At 68.5% G+C, this 14,119-nt stretch carries 17 protein-coding genes; 16 read left to right on the top strand and 1 reads right to left on the bottom strand.

All coding sequences use genetic code 11. The features are described from left to right. The first annotated feature begins 41 nt into the window (after positions 1 to 41). The 14 genes from C1J01_RS22385 to C1J01_RS22320 all read left to right on the top strand — a co-directional run bounded on the left by C1J01_RS22385 (position 42) and on the right by C1J01_RS22320 (position 11,403). Complete coding sequence (locus C1J01_RS22385) at positions 42 to 416, top strand: hypothetical protein (RefSeq protein WP_111180927.1); 375 nt, start codon at positions 42 to 44, stop codon at positions 414 to 416. A gap of 64 nt (positions 417 to 480) precedes the next feature. Beyond that, positions 481 to 1,746: a serine hydroxymethyltransferase gene (gene glyA, locus C1J01_RS22380; protein WP_111180926.1), complete on the top strand. Its 1,266-nt coding sequence runs from the start codon at positions 481 to 483 to the stop codon at positions 1,744 to 1,746. A gap of 58 nt (positions 1,747 to 1,804) precedes the next feature. After that, on the top strand, positions 1,805 to 3,091 hold the full coding sequence (locus tag C1J01_RS22375; protein ID WP_111180925.1) for a glycosyltransferase family 4 protein: 1,287 nt from the start codon (positions 1,805 to 1,807) through the stop codon (positions 3,089 to 3,091). Positions 3,092 to 3,225: 134 nt separating this feature from the next. Further along, positions 3,226 to 3,648, top strand: a complete 423-nt coding sequence (locus C1J01_RS22370) for a Cg1360 family ATP-synthase-associated protein (RefSeq protein ID WP_111180924.1) — start codon at positions 3,226 to 3,228, stop codon at positions 3,646 to 3,648. Between the two features lie 65 nt (positions 3,649 to 3,713). Continuing rightward, entirely contained in the window at positions 3,714 to 3,929 is a 216-nt protein-coding gene (locus tag C1J01_RS22365; RefSeq protein WP_235854596.1) for an AtpZ/AtpI family protein, read from the top strand. Between the two features lie 67 nt (positions 3,930 to 3,996). Next, positions 3,997 to 4,788 (top strand): F0F1 ATP synthase subunit A, encoded by a 792-nt coding sequence (gene atpB, locus C1J01_RS22360; protein ID WP_111180922.1) that lies wholly within the window; start codon positions 3,997 to 3,999, stop codon positions 4,786 to 4,788. Positions 4,789 to 4,861: 73 nt separating this feature from the next. Further along, on the top strand, positions 4,862 to 5,092 hold the full coding sequence (atpE, locus tag C1J01_RS22355; RefSeq protein ID WP_111180921.1) for an ATP synthase F0 subunit C: 231 nt from the start codon (positions 4,862 to 4,864) through the stop codon (positions 5,090 to 5,092). Between the two features lie 35 nt (positions 5,093 to 5,127). Further along, positions 5,128 to 5,685: a F0F1 ATP synthase subunit B gene (locus C1J01_RS22350; protein WP_181448905.1), complete on the top strand. Its 558-nt coding sequence runs from the start codon at positions 5,128 to 5,130 to the stop codon at positions 5,683 to 5,685. Next, positions 5,685 to 6,494: a F0F1 ATP synthase subunit delta gene (locus tag C1J01_RS22345; protein WP_111180920.1), complete on the top strand. Its 810-nt coding sequence runs from the start codon at positions 5,685 to 5,687 to the stop codon at positions 6,492 to 6,494. Before C1J01_RS22350 ends, C1J01_RS22345 begins: the two co-directional genes overlap by 1 nt. 23 nt (positions 6,495 to 6,517) lie before the next feature. Beyond that, positions 6,518 to 8,167 carry a F0F1 ATP synthase subunit alpha gene (gene atpA / locus C1J01_RS22340; protein ID WP_111180919.1) on the top strand — a complete coding sequence of 550 codons (1,650 nt, stop codon included), beginning with the start codon at positions 6,518 to 6,520 and terminating at the stop codon, positions 8,165 to 8,167. A gap of 3 nt (positions 8,168 to 8,170) precedes the next feature. Then, the gene (locus C1J01_RS22335) at positions 8,171 to 9,073 is read left to right on the top strand and encodes a F0F1 ATP synthase subunit gamma (protein ID WP_111180918.1); all 903 of its coding nucleotides are present in this window, start codon (positions 8,171 to 8,173) and stop codon (positions 9,071 to 9,073) included. Position 9,074: 1 nt separating this feature from the next. Continuing rightward, positions 9,075 to 10,523, top strand: coding sequence for a F0F1 ATP synthase subunit beta (gene atpD / locus C1J01_RS22330; RefSeq protein WP_111180917.1), 1,449 nt, complete (start codon positions 9,075 to 9,077; stop codon positions 10,521 to 10,523). A 69-nt stretch (positions 10,524 to 10,592) separates the two neighbouring features. Beyond that, on the top strand, positions 10,593 to 10,994 hold the full coding sequence (locus C1J01_RS22325) for a F0F1 ATP synthase subunit epsilon (RefSeq protein WP_111180916.1): 402 nt from the start codon (positions 10,593 to 10,595) through the stop codon (positions 10,992 to 10,994). Between the two features lie 40 nt (positions 10,995 to 11,034). After that, positions 11,035 to 11,403 (top strand): DUF2550 domain-containing protein, encoded by a 369-nt coding sequence (locus C1J01_RS22320; RefSeq protein ID WP_235854595.1) that lies wholly within the window; start codon positions 11,035 to 11,037, stop codon positions 11,401 to 11,403. Here C1J01_RS22320 and C1J01_RS22315 read toward each other — a convergent pair. Next, complete coding sequence (locus C1J01_RS22315; protein ID WP_111180914.1) at positions 11,385 to 11,990, bottom strand: cob(I)yrinic acid a,c-diamide adenosyltransferase; 606 nt, start codon at positions 11,988 to 11,990, stop codon at positions 11,385 to 11,387. The genes C1J01_RS22320 and C1J01_RS22315 overlap by 19 nt on opposite strands. 127 nt (positions 11,991 to 12,117) lie before the next feature. Between C1J01_RS22315 and C1J01_RS22310 the strand changes: the two genes are divergently transcribed. Beyond that, positions 12,118 to 13,014, top strand: a complete 897-nt coding sequence (locus C1J01_RS22310; protein WP_111180913.1) for an ABC transporter ATP-binding protein — start codon at positions 12,118 to 12,120, stop codon at positions 13,012 to 13,014. Next, positions 13,011 to 14,117: an ABC transporter permease gene (locus C1J01_RS22305; protein WP_111180912.1), complete on the top strand. Its 1,107-nt coding sequence runs from the start codon at positions 13,011 to 13,013 to the stop codon at positions 14,115 to 14,117. Before C1J01_RS22310 ends, C1J01_RS22305 begins: the two co-directional genes overlap by 4 nt. Positions 14,118 to 14,119 lie beyond the last annotated feature (2 nt).

Raw genomic sequence — 14,119 nt, 5'->3', positions numbered from 1 at the left:
GAGAGGGATGGCGGTAGCGGCGGGGTGGGGAGGGTGGTGTGATGTACGTCGATCCGCCGGCGCCTCGGCCGAGGGAAGTGGGGGAGCGGCCGCCCATCACCGCCACCGGGCCCCTGGACGCGCCGCAGCGGGCCTGGGAGTTCAACCCCGACTACCAGCGCCTGGTGGACGCCTGGAACGCCGTCATGCCGCATCTGGAGACGCTCAGGACCGTTCTCGACAAGGCCTACAGCCGCGCCAAGAGCCCGCAGACGTGGGACGCCCCCGTCGGCGAGCGGTACGTCGAGGACATCCGCGAGTGGCGCGAGCGGCTCGCCCGCTACCGCCACGCCGTGCTCACCGCGATCAGCGACGAGGCGGCCGACACCCCACGGTGGGTTCAAACGACGGCCAACGCACCGCATGCCTTCCCGTGAGCCCTGATTTCCCGGGCATGACGGCCCTATGGGAGAAACGGACACCAGGTCGTACAGTGAGGTCATGGGTGCGGAGCCGCACTACGGGCCCGACTTCGGGCAGCTGCGCCGGCAGGATCCCGAGATCGCGCAGATCCTGCTGGACGAGCTCGAACGGGTGCGCGGCGGCATCCAGCTGATCGCGAGCGAGAACTTCACCTCACCCGCCGTCCTGGCCGCCCTGGGATCGACCCTCACCAACAAGTACGCCGAGGGCTATCCGGGCCGCCGCTACTACGGCGGCTGCGAGGTCGTGGACCGGGCCGAGCGGCTGGCGGTGGAGCGGGCCCGCAAGCTGTTCGGGGCGGACCACGCGAACGTCCAGCCGCATTCGGGCGCCTCGGCGAACCTGGCCGCGTACGCCGCCCTGCTGCAGCCCGGCGACACGATGCTCGCCATGGCGTTGCCGCACGGCGGCCACCTGACCCACGGCTCCAAGGTGAATTTCTCGGGAAGATGGTTCGACATCGTGTCGTACGGCGTGCGACGCGACACCGAACTCATCGACTACGACGAGGTCAGGGATCTGGCGCTGCGCCACCGGCCGAAGCTCATCGTGTGCGGTGCGACCGCGTACCCGAGGCTGATCGAGTACACGGCCTTCCGCGGCATCGCCGACGAGGTGGGGGCGTGGCTGCTGGCCGACGTGGCGCACCCGATCGGGCTGATGGCGGGCGGCGCGATCCCGTCGGCGGTGCCGTACGCGGACGTCGTGACGTTCACCACGCACAAGGCGCTGCGCGGGCCGCGCGGCGGCGCGATCCTGTGCACGGACGAGCTGGCCGGCAGGATCGACCGGGCGGTGTTCCCGTTCGTGCAGGGAGGGCCGCTGATGCACGCGGTGGCGGCCAAGGCGGTGGCGTTCGGCGAGGCGATGCGGCCGGAGTTCGCCGACTACGCCAGAAGGGTGATCGCGAACGCCAGGGCGCTCACGGACGCGCTGGCCGTCGAGGGCATGCGGGCCGTCTCCGGCGGCACGGACACCCACCTCGCGCTGATCGACCTGCGCGCGACGGGCGTGTCGGGGGCGGAGGCCGAGCGCAGGTGCGCCGCGGCCGGGATCACGCTGAACAGAAACGTGATTCCGTACGATCCGGAACCCGCCGCGGTGACCTCGGGGATCCGGGTCGGGACGCCGTGCGTGACCACCCAGGGCATGGGCCCCGACGAGCTCAAGGAGGTGGGGGCGCTGGTCAACAGGGCGGTGCGCCAACCGGGCGCCGCCCGGGAGATTCGGGAAAGAGTGTCGGCGCTTCTCGCCATCCATCGGCCATATCTCAGCGAATATTAAGCTGGTCTGTGTCGGTTTCCGGTCACACCTGGCCGGAGCATCCGGGAAACTAGGGTCCGTGCGCGAATACCTCTTCATGGCGCTCATCTCAGCGGTCGTGACCTACCTCCTCGTCCCGCTGGTGCGCCGCTTCGCCATCCGCATCGGCGCCATGCCCGAGGTACGCGAGCGTGACGTGCACACCACCCCCACGCCCAGACTGGGCGGCCTGGCGATGTACGGCGGCCTGGTGGTGGGCCTGCTGACGGCGAGTCAGCTCACGCACACCGGAGCGGCGCTGGCGGAGTCCGACGCCGACGCGGTCACCGCGCTCATCGTGGCCGGGGCGCTCATCACGATCACCGGCTTCCTCGACGACTGGTGGGGGATGGACCCCTTCATCAAGCTCGGCGGGCAGGTCGCGGCGGCCGGCGTGCTGGTCTTCTACAACATGAGACTGCTCTACATCCCGCTGCCGAAGGACTGGGGCGGCTCCACCAGCCTCGACTACACCCTCAGCATGGTCATCACGATCCTGGTCGTGGTCGTGACGATCAACGCGGTCAACTTCGTCGACGGGCTCGACGGGCTCGCGGTGGGGATCGTGTGCATCGCGGGCATGGCCACCTGGGCTTATTCGATCTTCCTGGCCGACGAGATCAGCGGTGGCCGCATCACGACCACCGCCGCGATCGCCGCCGTTCTCATCGGCGCGTGCCTGGGCTTCCTGCCGCACAACTTCCATCCGGCGAAGATCTTCATGGGCGACACGGGGGCCATGCTCATCGGGCTCGTGCTCGCCTCCTCGATCGTCACCGTGACGCCGCTCGACCCGGCGATCATCGAGAACACGAACCGGTTCGGCGTGCTGCTGCCGCTGCTGGTCCCGGCGGCGGTGCTGGTGCTGCCGCTGATCGACCTGATCACCGCGGTGGTGCGACGCACGTCACAGGGCCTGTCCCCGTTCGCGCCCGACCGCGGCCACCTGCACCACCGGCTGCTCGACATCGGCCACTCCCACCGCAGGTCCGTGCTGATCATGTACGCGTGGGCGTTCCTGTTCTCCTTCGGCATCGTGGGGATGTCCGCGATCGGTGTGCCGATCCTGCTGTTCCCGGTGGTCATCGTGCTCGCGTTGGCCGTGCTGGTGCTGATGGCGGCGCCGCGCTGGCGGGGCAGGGGCGGCGCGCACGCCGCCTCGCGTGACAACCAGCCCGACGACGACGGCCCGCCGACCGGCCCGATGCCGCCGATCCTCCCCGACGCCGAGATGAGGAGTCAGCACCCGCCCGCGGACGGCCCCCCGTCGGGACGCGCGGCGGCAGAGGGCAATCCGGTCATTCCGGTCTTTCCCACCCGCTCTTGATCGCGCACTAGAAACGGCAGGTAAAAGCGGTCTTCCCGGAGCTTGTGATATCTTTCACGAACAGGCACCTCCACCGCATGCATATGCTCTGGAGGTAGCAAACGCTCGCTTGACAACAGGCTGATGGAGCATCGATGCAGGCCAACGACGTGCGCGTACTGAAGAGCGCCGCCATTCCGACCTCCGTGGTCGGAGTGATCGCCGTGGCCGTGTCGTTGCTGACGGTGGGGGGCCAGGGCGCGCTCGGCGCGGCCATCGGAGCGGTTCTCGTCGGTGTCTTTTTCAGCGTGAGCGTGGTGGCGGTCTCCTATGCCGCGCGCATTTCCCCGCAGATGATGGCGATCGCCGCGATGCTGAGTTATCTCGTGAAGGTCATCGCCATCATGGTCGTCCTGAGCGTTTTCGGCGACACCACGGCCTGGGATTCCCGGGCCTTCGCCTGGACGGTCGTCCTGTGCACGGTGGTCTGGACGGGCTTCGAAGTGCGCGCTTTCGTCAAGACCAAGATGCTTTACGTCGACCCCGAAGCCAGGGTCCCCGGAAAGGGCGGCTCATGAGTCCGGTCACCGGACGGGGTCCGATATGACTAGTCCTCTGCTCGCCTGCTATCGTCAGGGCCGCGATGAGCGCACAAGAACGCCGACCCGAAGAAGACGGTCGCGACTTCGCCGACGCCATGTGGTCGATCCCCAGCTATCTGCTCGCAGGGATGGCGGTCTATGGCGGAATCGGGTGGTTGCTGGACCGCTGGCTCGACGTGTCCGCGTTCTTCCCCATAGGCACGGTCCTGGGGCTGATACTCGCCGGCTATCTGGCCTATCGAAAGTTCTCTCGCTAGTCCGACGTAGCGAACACTCCGCTGAGGAAACCCTTGTGATCCACTACGACGTTGAAGGGAACGCCGCGTGATTACGCTGACGGCCCCCGCCCACGGCGACGAGTTCGGTGCGCCGACGCCTGAGGAGCTTTTCAATTTGGCCCCGGTCGCCGGGGTCGAATGGTTCACCAAGCCGGTTCTGCTCGCGGTGATCAGCGCGATCCTCGTGATCGGCCTGACGTGGGCTGCCTTCTCCAGTCCGAAGCTCGTGCCCCGGGGCGTGCAGAACGTCGTCGAATACGGCTACATGTTCGTCCGTGACCAGGTCGCCCGCCCGTTCCTGGGCAAGGACGCCGACCGGTTCATGGGCCTGCTGGTGACGCTGTTCTTCCTGGTCCTCGTCTGGAACCTGCTGGGCGTCGTCCCGATCGCCCAGTTCCCCGTGGCGTCGCACATCGCCTTCCCGGCGGTGCTCGCGATCTCGATCTACGTGCTGAAGATCTACCTCGGTGTGAAGCACCAGGGCGCGGGCGGCTACTTCAAGAACATGATGTTCCCGCCGGGGCTGCCGAAGCCGATCTACGTGCTGCTCTCGCCGATCGAGTTCCTCTCCAACATGATCATCGCGCCGTTCACGCACGCCGTGCGACTGTTCGCGAACATGTTCGCGGGCCACATGCTGCTCGCGTTCTTCAGCATGGTCGGTTTCCACTTCCTGTTCGTGCAGCTCACCCCGCTGGGTGCCCCCGTCGGTGTGGTCGGCGTGATCATGACGATCATCTTCACCGGTTTCGAGATGTTCATCCAGTTCCTGCAGGCGTTCCTCTTCGCGATGCTGGCATCGATGTACATCGGTGGCTCGTTGCACGCAGAGCACTGAAAACCCACATACCGGAATATCCATGACCGGTGAGACTCCGCTTCACCGGCCGTCCAGTAAAGGAATAACAGTAATGGGCATTCTCGCTGAGGTCTCCGGCAACGTCACCGCCATCGGTTACGGTCTCGCCGCCATCGGCCCCGGCATCGGCGTCGGCATCATCTTCGGTCAGGGCGTGCAGGCCATCGCCCGCCAGCCGGAGGCGTACGGCCTGATCCGCCAGAACATGCTCCTCGGCTTCGTCCTCACCGAGGCCCTCGCCCTCATCGGTCTGGTCGCCCCGTTCCTCTTCCAGGCCATCTGACGAGCAAGAAGAATCTCTGACGAAAGGCTGCACCCATGACCATGGCAGCTAAGCTCCTCGCCGCGCCGGAGGAGGGCGGCTACAACCCCCTCCTCCCGCACACGTACGAGCTCGTCGTCGGTATCTTCTCGTTCCTCGTCGTCTTCTTCGTCGTCGGCAGAATGCTCGTCCCGCGTATCCAGAAGACGCTGGCCGAGCGCACCGACGCGATCGAGGGCGGCATCAAGAGGGCCGAGGAGGCCCAGGCCGAGGCGCAGGCCCTGCAGCAGCAGTACCGCGACCAGCTGGCCGAGGCCAGGCACGAGGCCGCGCGACTGCGCGAGGAGGCTCGCGAGCAGGCCGCCCAGATCAAGGCCGAGCTGCGTGAGCAGGCCCAGGCCGAGGCGCGCCGGCTCGTCGAGGCCGCGCACGCCCAGATCGAGGCCGACCGCCAGGCCGCGTTCGCGCAGCTCCGTGCGGAGATCGGTCGCCTGTCGACCGACCTGGCCGGCCGCATCGTCGGCGAGTCCCTCGAGGACGAGGCCCGCCAGAGCCGCATCGTCGACCGGTTCCTCGACGAGCTGGAGAGCTCGAACGCGCAGGCGGTGCGCTGATGCGCGGTCTGAGCAGAGCCTCGCTGGCCGACGTCGAAGAGCGGTTCAACGCGGTCGCCGGCAGCGCCGACCTCGGTACGCTCTCCGACGAGCTCTTCGCGGTCGCCGATCTGCTCGACCGTGAGCACGGCCTGCGCCGCGTCCTGTCCGACCCGGCCAGGTCGGCCGAGCAGAAGTCGAGCCTGGTGCGCTCGCTGCTGGCCGGCAAGGTCGGCGAGGCGGCCGTCGCCACCGCCGAGGCCGCGGTCTCGGCCCGGTGGTCGCGCGGCGGCGACCTGCCCGACGTGCTCGAACGGCTCGGTGTCGTCGCGGCTGCGGCGGAGGCGGAGAGCCAGTCCCGGCTCGACGAGGTGGAGGACGAGCTCTTCCGCTTCGGCCGCATCGTCGCCGCCAACCCCGACCTGCGCCGCGCGCTCGTCGACGGCGACGCCCCCGAGGAGGCCAGACGCGATCTGCTGCGGGGCCTGCTCGGGAACAAGGTCGCGCCGACCAGCCTGCGCCTCATCACGCATCTCGTGCTGCACCCCCGTGGGCGTAGCCTGGAAACAGGGCTGGACGAGGTGGGCCAGCTGGTGGCCGCGCAGCGTCAGCGCCTCGTGGCGGTGGTGCGCAGCGCGGTCGAGCTGACCGACGCGCAGAAGGAACGGCTGGCGGCGTTGCTGCGCACCACGTACGGCCGCGACGTGCACCTGAACGTCGAGGTGGACAAGCGAGTGCTCGGTGGGTTCTCGGTCCGCATCGGCGACGAGATCATCGACACCACCATTGTGGGACGAATCGAAGAAGTCCGCCGCCGGTTGGCCGGCTAGGCGAATAGGGAGACAGAGTAGAGATGGCGGAGCTTACGATCCGGCCGGACGAGATCCGGGACGCGCTTGAGCGCTTCGTCCAGGCGTACGAACCGGAAGGCGCCGCGCGCGAGGAGATCGGGACCGTCGTCGACGCCGGCGACGGCATTGCCCATGTCTCCGGCCTTCCCTCGGCGATGGCGAACGAGCTGCTCGAGTTCGAGAACGGCACGCGCGGTCTGGCGCTCAACCTCGACACCCGTGAGATCGGTGTCGTGATCCTGGGCGAGTTCAGCGGCATCGAGGAGGGCCAGACGGTCCGCCGGACGGGCGAGGTCCTGTCCGTGCCCGTCGGCGACGACTTCCTCGGCCGCGTGGTCGACCCGCTGGGCAACCCGCTCGACGGCAAGGGCGCCATCGAGGCCGAGGGCCGTCGCGCCCTCGAGCTGCAGGCCCCCTCGGTCGTGCAGCGGCAGCCGGTGAAGCAGCCGCTGCAGACCGGCATCAAGGCGATCGACGCCATGACGCCGATCGGCCGCGGCCAGCGCCAGCTGATCATCGGCGACCGCGGCACCGGCAAGACGGCGATCGCCGTCGACACCATCCTCAACCAGCGTGAGGGCTGGCTCTCGGGTGACCCCGAGCAGCAGGTCCGTTGCGTCTACGTGGCGGTCGGCCAGAAGGGCTCGACCATCGCGCAGGTGCGGGCCCGCCTGGAAGAGGCCGGCGCGATGGAGTACACCACCATCATCGCCGCCCCCGCCTCCGACCCGGCCGGCTTCAAGTACCTTGCCCCCTACACCGGCTCGGCCATCGGCCAGCACTGGATGTACCAGGGCAAGCACGTCCTGATCGTTTTCGACGACCTGACCAAGCAGGCCGACGCCTACCGCGCCGTGTCCCTGCTGCTGCGTCGCCCCCCGGGCCGCGAGGCCTTCCCCGGCGACGTCTTCTACCTCCACTCGCGCCTGCTGGAGCGCTGCGCCAAGCTCTCCGACGACATGGGCGGCGGCTCGATGACCGGTCTGCCGATCATCGAGACCAAGGGCAACGACGTGTCGGCGTTCATCCCGACCAACGTCATCTCCATCACCGACGGCCAGTGCTTCCTCGAGACCGACCTGTTCAACGCCGGCGTCCGCCCGGCGATCAACGTCGGTATCTCGGTTTCCCGAGTCGGCGGTTCGGCCCAGGTCAAGGCCATGCGCAAGGTGGCGGGCACGCTGAAGCTGTCGCTGTCGCAGTACCGCGACCTGGAGGCGTTCGCCGCGTTCGCCTCCGACCTCGACGCGGCCTCGCGGGCTCAGCTCGACCGCGGCCAGCGCCTGGTCGAGCTGCTCAAGCAGCCTCAGTACGCGCCGTTCCCGGTCGAGAAGCAGGTCGTGTCGGTGTGGGCCGGCACCACCGGTGAGCTCGACGAGGTGCCGGTCGAGGACGTCCGGCGCTTCGAGTCGGAGTTCCTCGACTACCTGCAGTCCTCCAACAAGGGCATCCTCGACGGCATCCGCGAGACCAAGGAGCTGCCCGACGACGCGGCGACCGCTCTCAAGGACGCCATCACGGAGTTCAAGAAGGGCTTCACCACCTCTTCGGGTGAGCTGCTGGTGAAGGACGAGCCGGTGGCGCCGCTCGGCGCCGACGAGGTCGGCCAGGAGAAGATCAAGAAGGTCGTCCGTCCGGCGGCGGAGAAGTAGGTCATGGGTGCCCAGCTAAGGCTGCTGCGGCGGCGGATCAACTCGGTCAAGTCGACCGCGAAGATCACGCGCGCCCAGGAGCTCATCGCCTCATCGCGGATCGTGCGGGCGCAGCAGCGCATGCAGGCGGCGATCCCGTACGAGCGTGAGATCACTCGCGCCGTCACGGGTGTCGTCAGCAACGCGGCCAGCGTCGACCATCCGCTGACCGTGGCGAAGGAGAACCCCGCCAAGGCGGGCGTCCTCATCGTCACCAGTGACAGCGGGTTCGCCGGGGGCTTCAACGCCAACGTGCTGCGCGAGGCCGAGGCCCTGCGCGGGCACCTGGAGGGCCGCGGCCTGAGCGTGGTGCCGTTCGTCACCGGGCGTAAGGGTGTCGCGTGGCACTCCTTCCGCAACCGGGAGATGGGCGGCAGCTGGGTCGGCTTCACCAGGAAGCCGGCCTACAGCGACGCCAAGGAGATCGCGAACACGCTGATCGAGTCCTTCAAGGACGACAACGGCATCGACGAGATCCACATCGTCTCGACCGAGTTCGTCTCGATGCTCACGCAGAACGTCGTGGTCAAGCGGATCCTGCCGCTGGAGGTCGAGGAGACCGAGGCGACCGAGTCCACCGTGATCCCGCCGTACTTCGAGTTCGAGCCCACCGCGGCCGACGTGCTGGAGTCGCTGCTCCCGCGTTACGTGGAGTCCCGCATCTTCACGGCGCTGCTGCAGTCCGCGGCCTCCGAGGAGGCCGCGCGGCGGCGCGCGATGAAGTCCGCGACCGACAACGCCAACGAGCTGATGCGGGTGCTGACCCAGCAGATGAACCAGGCTCGCCAGGCCGAGATCACCCAGGAAATCAGCGAGATCGTCGGTGGCGCCAACGCGCTCGCTGACGCCGCAGCGGGGAAAGAGTGAAATGACTGCAGAGGCTGTTGAAACTGTAGAAACCCCCGCGGCCGGCACTGGCCGCGTGGCACGTGTCACCGGCGCCGTCGTCGACGTGGAGTTCCCCGTCGAGGCGATGCCCGACATCTATAACGCGCTCCACGTCGAGGTGACCCTCGGCGGCGAGACCAAGACCCTGACGCTCGAGGTCGCCCAGCACCTGGGCGACAACCTCGTCCGCGCCATCTCGATGCAGCCCACCGACGGCATGGTCCGCGGCCAGGTCGTGGTCGACACCGGCGCCCCCATCTCCGTTCCGGTCGGCGACGTCGTCAAGGGCCACGTGTGGAACGCGCTGGGCGAGACGCTCGACGTCCCGACCTCGTCCCTCAAGATCGAGGAGCGGTGGGGCATCCACCGCCCGTCCCCGCCCTTCGACCAGCTCGAGTCCCGCACGGAGTTGCTGGTCACCGGCATCAAGGTCATCGACCTGCTCACCCCGTACGTGCAGGGTGGGAAGATCGGTCTGTTCGGCGGCGCCGGCGTCGGCAAGACCGTTCTCATCCAGGAGATGATCCGCCGCGTCGCCCGCAACTTCGGTGGCACCTCGTGCTTCGCCGGCGTGGGCGAGCGCACCCGTGAGGGCAACGACCTCTGGCTGGAGATGGAGGAGGCGGACGTCCTCAAGGACACCGCGCTCGTCTTCGGTCAGATGGACGAGCCGCCGGGCACCCGTCTGCGGGTCGCGCTGTCGGCGCTGACCATGGCGGAGTACTTCCGCGACGTGCAGAAGCAGGACGTGCTGCTCTTCATCGACAACATCTTCCGCTTCACGCAGGCCGGTTCGGAGGTCTCCACCCTGCTCGGCCGTATGCCGTCCGCGGTGGGTTACCAGCCGACGCTGGCCGACGAGATGGGCGTGCTCCAGGAGCGCATCACCTCGACGCGCGGTCACTCGATCACCTCCATGCAGGCGATCTACGTCCCCGCCGACGACATCACCGACCCGGCCCCGCACAACGCGTTCGCGCACCTCGACGCGCAGACCGTTCTGTCGCGGCCGATCTCGGAGAAGGGCATCTACCCGGCGGTGGACCCGCTCGACTCCTCCTCCCGGATCCTCGACCCGCAGATCGTGGGCGAGGAGCACTACCGGGTGGCCCAGGAGACCAAGCGGATCCTGCAGAAGTACCGCGAGCTCCAGGACATCATCGCGATCCTCGGTATCGACGAGCTGTCCGAAGAGGACAAGGTCACCGTCCAGCGGGCCCGCCGCATCGAGCGCTTCCTGTCGCACCCGATGTACGCGGCCGAGGCCTTCACCGGCCAGCCGGGCGAGACCGTTCCGCTCGACGAGACCATCGCCTCCTTCAAGGGCCTCTGCGCGGGTGAGTACGACCACCTGCCCGAGCAGGCGTTCTTCATGGTCGGCGGCATCGACCAGGCCATCGCGAAGGCCAAGGAACTCGAGCGTCGGTAATTCGCCCCTGGTGAGCGGTGCGGCCCGGTCGGGCCGCACCGCCACCTGATCGGAAAGGAACCTACACAAGTGGCGAAGCTACGCGTAGGGGTTGTCTCACCCGAGCGTGAGATCTGGTCGGGCGAGGCCGACATGGTGATTGCCAAGACCGTGGACGGCGAGATCGGTATCATGCCGCAACACGCACCTGTGCTCGGCGTCCTCGTCGAGGGCGGCGTGCTGCGCGTGAAGCGGGAGAACGAGGGCGACCTCGTGGCCGCGGTGCACGGGGGCTTCATCTCCGTGGCCGACGACGAGGTGTCCGTGCTCGCCGAGGTGGCCGAACTCGGCACCGAGGTCGACGTCGCGGCTGCCCGTGACGCTCTCGACCGGGCTCAGGCCTCGATCGAGGCCAACCAGGAAGACGCCGACGCGGCCCTCGAGGCCAAGCGTGCCAGGGCCCGGCTGCGCGCGGCGGGCGAAGAGGTTTAATACAAGCAAGCGGACTCAGGGGGCGGCAGTGGTGACGACGGTGGTAGTTCTCGTGGTTGCGCTGGCCGTCCTCGTCGTCCTGCGGGGGGTGACGCTGGCCCGCGTACGCGGCAGCGTCCCCTGTCGCCTGCGGGTGGGCGACCGGGGATGGCAGAGCGGGGTAGCCCGCTATGCCGACGGGGAGCTCCACTGGATTCCGCTCCTGGGTGTGCGACTGAGGCCGCGCCACGCGATCGCGAGGCGCGGCCTTGTCGTATCCCCCCGTCGTGAGATCGAGGGCGGGCTCTACGCGGTCGACTGCGACGGCAGCACGCGGGGCATCTCGCTCGCCATGAGCCCTGACGCGATGACGGGCTTCCTGGCGTGGCTGGAGTCGGCCCCGCCGAGCGCCTATCTCGACGTCGCCTGACGCGTACCGCCGGGCTTCCAGAGGATCTCCTCGCCGCCGTGGGCCACGCGGCAGGCGATGAAGAGCAGGTCGGACAGCCGGTTGAGGTATTTCGCCGTCAGCGGGTTCATGTCGTCGTGAGCCTGCAGGGCGGCCCAGGTCGTCCGCTCGGCCCTGCGAACGGTGACGCGCGCGACGTGCAGCGCGGCCGTGGCGGGGTCTCCGCCGGGCAGGATGAAGCTCCGCAGCGGCTTGAGGCCGGCGTTGAAGCGATCGCACAGCTCTTCCAGCCGGTCGATGTACGACTGCTCCACCCGCAGCGGCGGGAACTCCGGATGCTCCGTCACGGGTGTGGCCAGGTCCGCCCCCACGTCGAAGAGCTCGTTCTGCACGAGCCGGAGCACCTCGGTCAGCTCGGCCGGGAGGGTGCCGAACGCGAGCGAGAGCCCCAGGTGGGCGTTGGCCTCCTCCACGTCGGCGTAGGCGGCGAGCCGCAGGTCGGTCTTCGACGTGCGGCTCATGTCGCTCAGCGCCGTCGTGCCGTCGTCGCCGACCCGGGTGTAGATGCGTGAGAGAACGACCGGCTTGTCCTTGTCGGGGCGCGTCATGGCCTCAGCGTAATGACAAATGTCATCAGGATCGGACGCGGGATCCATATCCGGTCCATGATTTCCGCGACTACATGGGGCTATGCGGCAAAAGCCATGATTGACCCATGACGAAGGAGAGGACCTGATGCTCGAGATCAGCGACCTGCGCAAGAGTTTCGCGGGCGGCCCCGACGCCCCAGGGGGCAAGGTCGCCCTTGACGGGATCAGCTTCACCGTACGGCCTGGCGAGATGTACGGCTTCGTGGGCGCCAACGGCGCCGGCAAGACCACGACGATGCGTATCGTCATGGGCGTGCTCCAGGCCGACTCCGGCGAGGTGCGCTGGCAGGGCAGGCCGCTCGGCTACGACGACCGGCGGCGGTTCGGCTACATGCCGGAGGAGCGCGGCCTGTACCAGAAGATGAAGGTCATCGAGCAGATCGAGTACTTCGGAAGGTTGCAGGGCCTGAGCGCGCAGGCGGCGAAGAAGTCCGCCACCGACCTGATCGAGCGGCTCGGGCTCGTCGAGCGCAGGAACGACGCCGTGCAGGCGCTCTCGCTGGGCAACCAGCAGCGCGTGCAGCTCGCGGTGGCGCTCGTGCACGACCCGGCGGTGCTGGTCCTGGACGAGCCGTTCTCCGGTCTCGACCCGATCGCGGTGGACACCCTCGCCACGGCGCTGCAGGAGCGGTGCAGGGGCGGCGTGCCGGTGATCTTCTCCAGTCACCAGCTCGAGCTGGTCGAGCGGCTGTGCGACTCCGTCGGCATCGTCTCCGGAGGCCGCATGGTGGCCACCGGCACGGTGGCGGACCTGCGGGGCGCCGAGAGCAACACGCTGCGGGTCGTCGTCCGCGACCCCGCCCACGGCTGGGCCGACGGCCTGCCCGGCACGGTCACCGTGCGCGGCGACCGGCACATCCTGCAGACCGCCGACGTGGACGACCAGGAGGTCCTGCGCCGCGCCATGAAGGCGGGCCACGTCGAGTACTTCGGGGTCGAGCAGCCGACCCTCACCGAGATCTTCAAGGAGGCCGTGGCGTGAACGGACTGATGCTGATCGCGCGGCGGGAGATCGTCACGCAGGTGCGGACCAAGGGGTTCGTGATCGGCCTGCTCGTCACCGGCCTGCTGGTGGCGGCGGTCTCCTTCCTGCCCACGATCATGGGCGGCGACTCGTACACGCTGGGCACGGTCAACTCCCAGCAGCTGCCGCTGCAGCAGGCGGCGCCGGACACGGAGTTCGAGTGGCGGACGTTCCCGGACGAGGAGGCGGCCAAGCAGGCCGTGCTCGACGGCGACGTGGACGCGGTGCTCGTCGACGACGCCAGGGTGCTCACCGACGGGGAGATCGACTCCGAGCTCGGCGTGCTCATGCAGAGCGTCAACCGCGAGGTCAGGCTCGGCGCCGCCGGGGTGAACATCCCACCGCTGCAGGTGCAGTCCGTCGGCGCCGACGCGCAGTACGAAGGCGCCCGCACGGGCATCGCCGTGGTACTGGTCCTCGTGCTCTTCATGCTCCTCATGGGGCAGGTCACGATGGTCGCCATGGGTGTGGTGGAGGAGAAGGGCAGCCGGATCGTGGAGATCCTGCTCTCCGCGGTGCGGCCGTGGCAGCTGCTCGGCGGCAAGATCGCCGGTCTCGGCGTGGTGGGCCTGATCAACATGGTCACGATCCTCGCGGTCGGGCTGCTCGCGACGAGCGCGTCGGGCCTGTCCGCGGACTTCCCGCCCGGGATCGCCGGGCTGGTCGCCGGTGTGCTGGTCTGGTTCGTGCTGGGCTACGTCTTCTTCGCCACGTTGTCGGCCGCGCTCGCCTCGCTGGTCTCGCGCCAGGAGGAGGTGAACACCGTGCTCACGCCGCTGACCATGACGGTCATGCTGACGTACTTCGTGAGCTTCTACATCACCACCGACCCCACGGGCACGCTGGCCACGGTGATGTCGTTCGTGCCGCCGTTCTCCTCCATGGTCATGCCGGTGCGGATGGCGGCGACGGAGGTGCCGCTGTGGCAGGTGGGCGTGTCCATGGCGGCCATGCTGCTGGCCGTGGCCGCGGTGCTGGCCATCGGCGCCAAGGTGTACGCCAGGGCCGTGCTGCGGACGGGAGCCAGGCTCAAGCTCACCGACGTGCTGCGCGCCAAGTAGCT

It is taken from the genome of Nonomuraea aridisoli (genome assembly GCF_003236395.1).
Classification (GTDB): Bacteria; Actinomycetota; Actinomycetes; order Streptosporangiales; family Streptosporangiaceae; genus Nonomuraea; species Nonomuraea aridisoli.
Note: the sequence above shows the minus strand (reverse complement) of the source record. Positions and strands in the feature narration are given on the sequence as shown.

Excerpts from the sequence above, each read along its gene's own strand:
- C1J01_RS22385 (WP_111180927.1), top strand. The coding sequence starts at position 42 with ATGTACGTCGATCCGCCGGCGCCTCGGCCGAGGGAAGTGGGGGAGCGG.
- glyA (WP_111180926.1), top strand. The coding sequence starts at position 481 with ATGGGTGCGGAGCCGCACTACGGGCCCGACTTCGGGCAGCTGCGCCGG.
- C1J01_RS22370 (WP_111180924.1), top strand. The coding sequence starts at position 3,226 with ATGCAGGCCAACGACGTGCGCGTACTGAAGAGCGCCGCCATTCCGACC.
- C1J01_RS22365 (WP_235854596.1), top strand. The coding sequence starts at position 3,714 with ATGAGCGCACAAGAACGCCGACCCGAAGAAGACGGTCGCGACTTCGCC.
- atpE (WP_111180921.1), top strand. The coding sequence starts at position 4,862 with ATGGGCATTCTCGCTGAGGTCTCCGGCAACGTCACCGCCATCGGTTAC.
- C1J01_RS22350 (WP_181448905.1), top strand. The coding sequence starts at position 5,128 with ATGACCATGGCAGCTAAGCTCCTCGCCGCGCCGGAGGAGGGCGGCTAC.
- C1J01_RS22345 (WP_111180920.1), top strand. The coding sequence starts at position 5,685 with ATGCGCGGTCTGAGCAGAGCCTCGCTGGCCGACGTCGAAGAGCGGTTC.
- atpA (WP_111180919.1), top strand. The coding sequence starts at position 6,518 with ATGGCGGAGCTTACGATCCGGCCGGACGAGATCCGGGACGCGCTTGAG.
- C1J01_RS22335 (WP_111180918.1), top strand. The coding sequence starts at position 8,171 with ATGGGTGCCCAGCTAAGGCTGCTGCGGCGGCGGATCAACTCGGTCAAG.
- atpD (WP_111180917.1), top strand. The coding sequence starts at position 9,075 with ATGACTGCAGAGGCTGTTGAAACTGTAGAAACCCCCGCGGCCGGCACT.
- C1J01_RS22315 (WP_111180914.1), bottom strand. The coding sequence starts at position 11,990 with ATGACGCGCCCCGACAAGGACAAGCCGGTCGTTCTCTCACGCATCTAC.
- C1J01_RS22310 (WP_111180913.1), top strand. The coding sequence starts at position 12,118 with ATGCTCGAGATCAGCGACCTGCGCAAGAGTTTCGCGGGCGGCCCCGAC.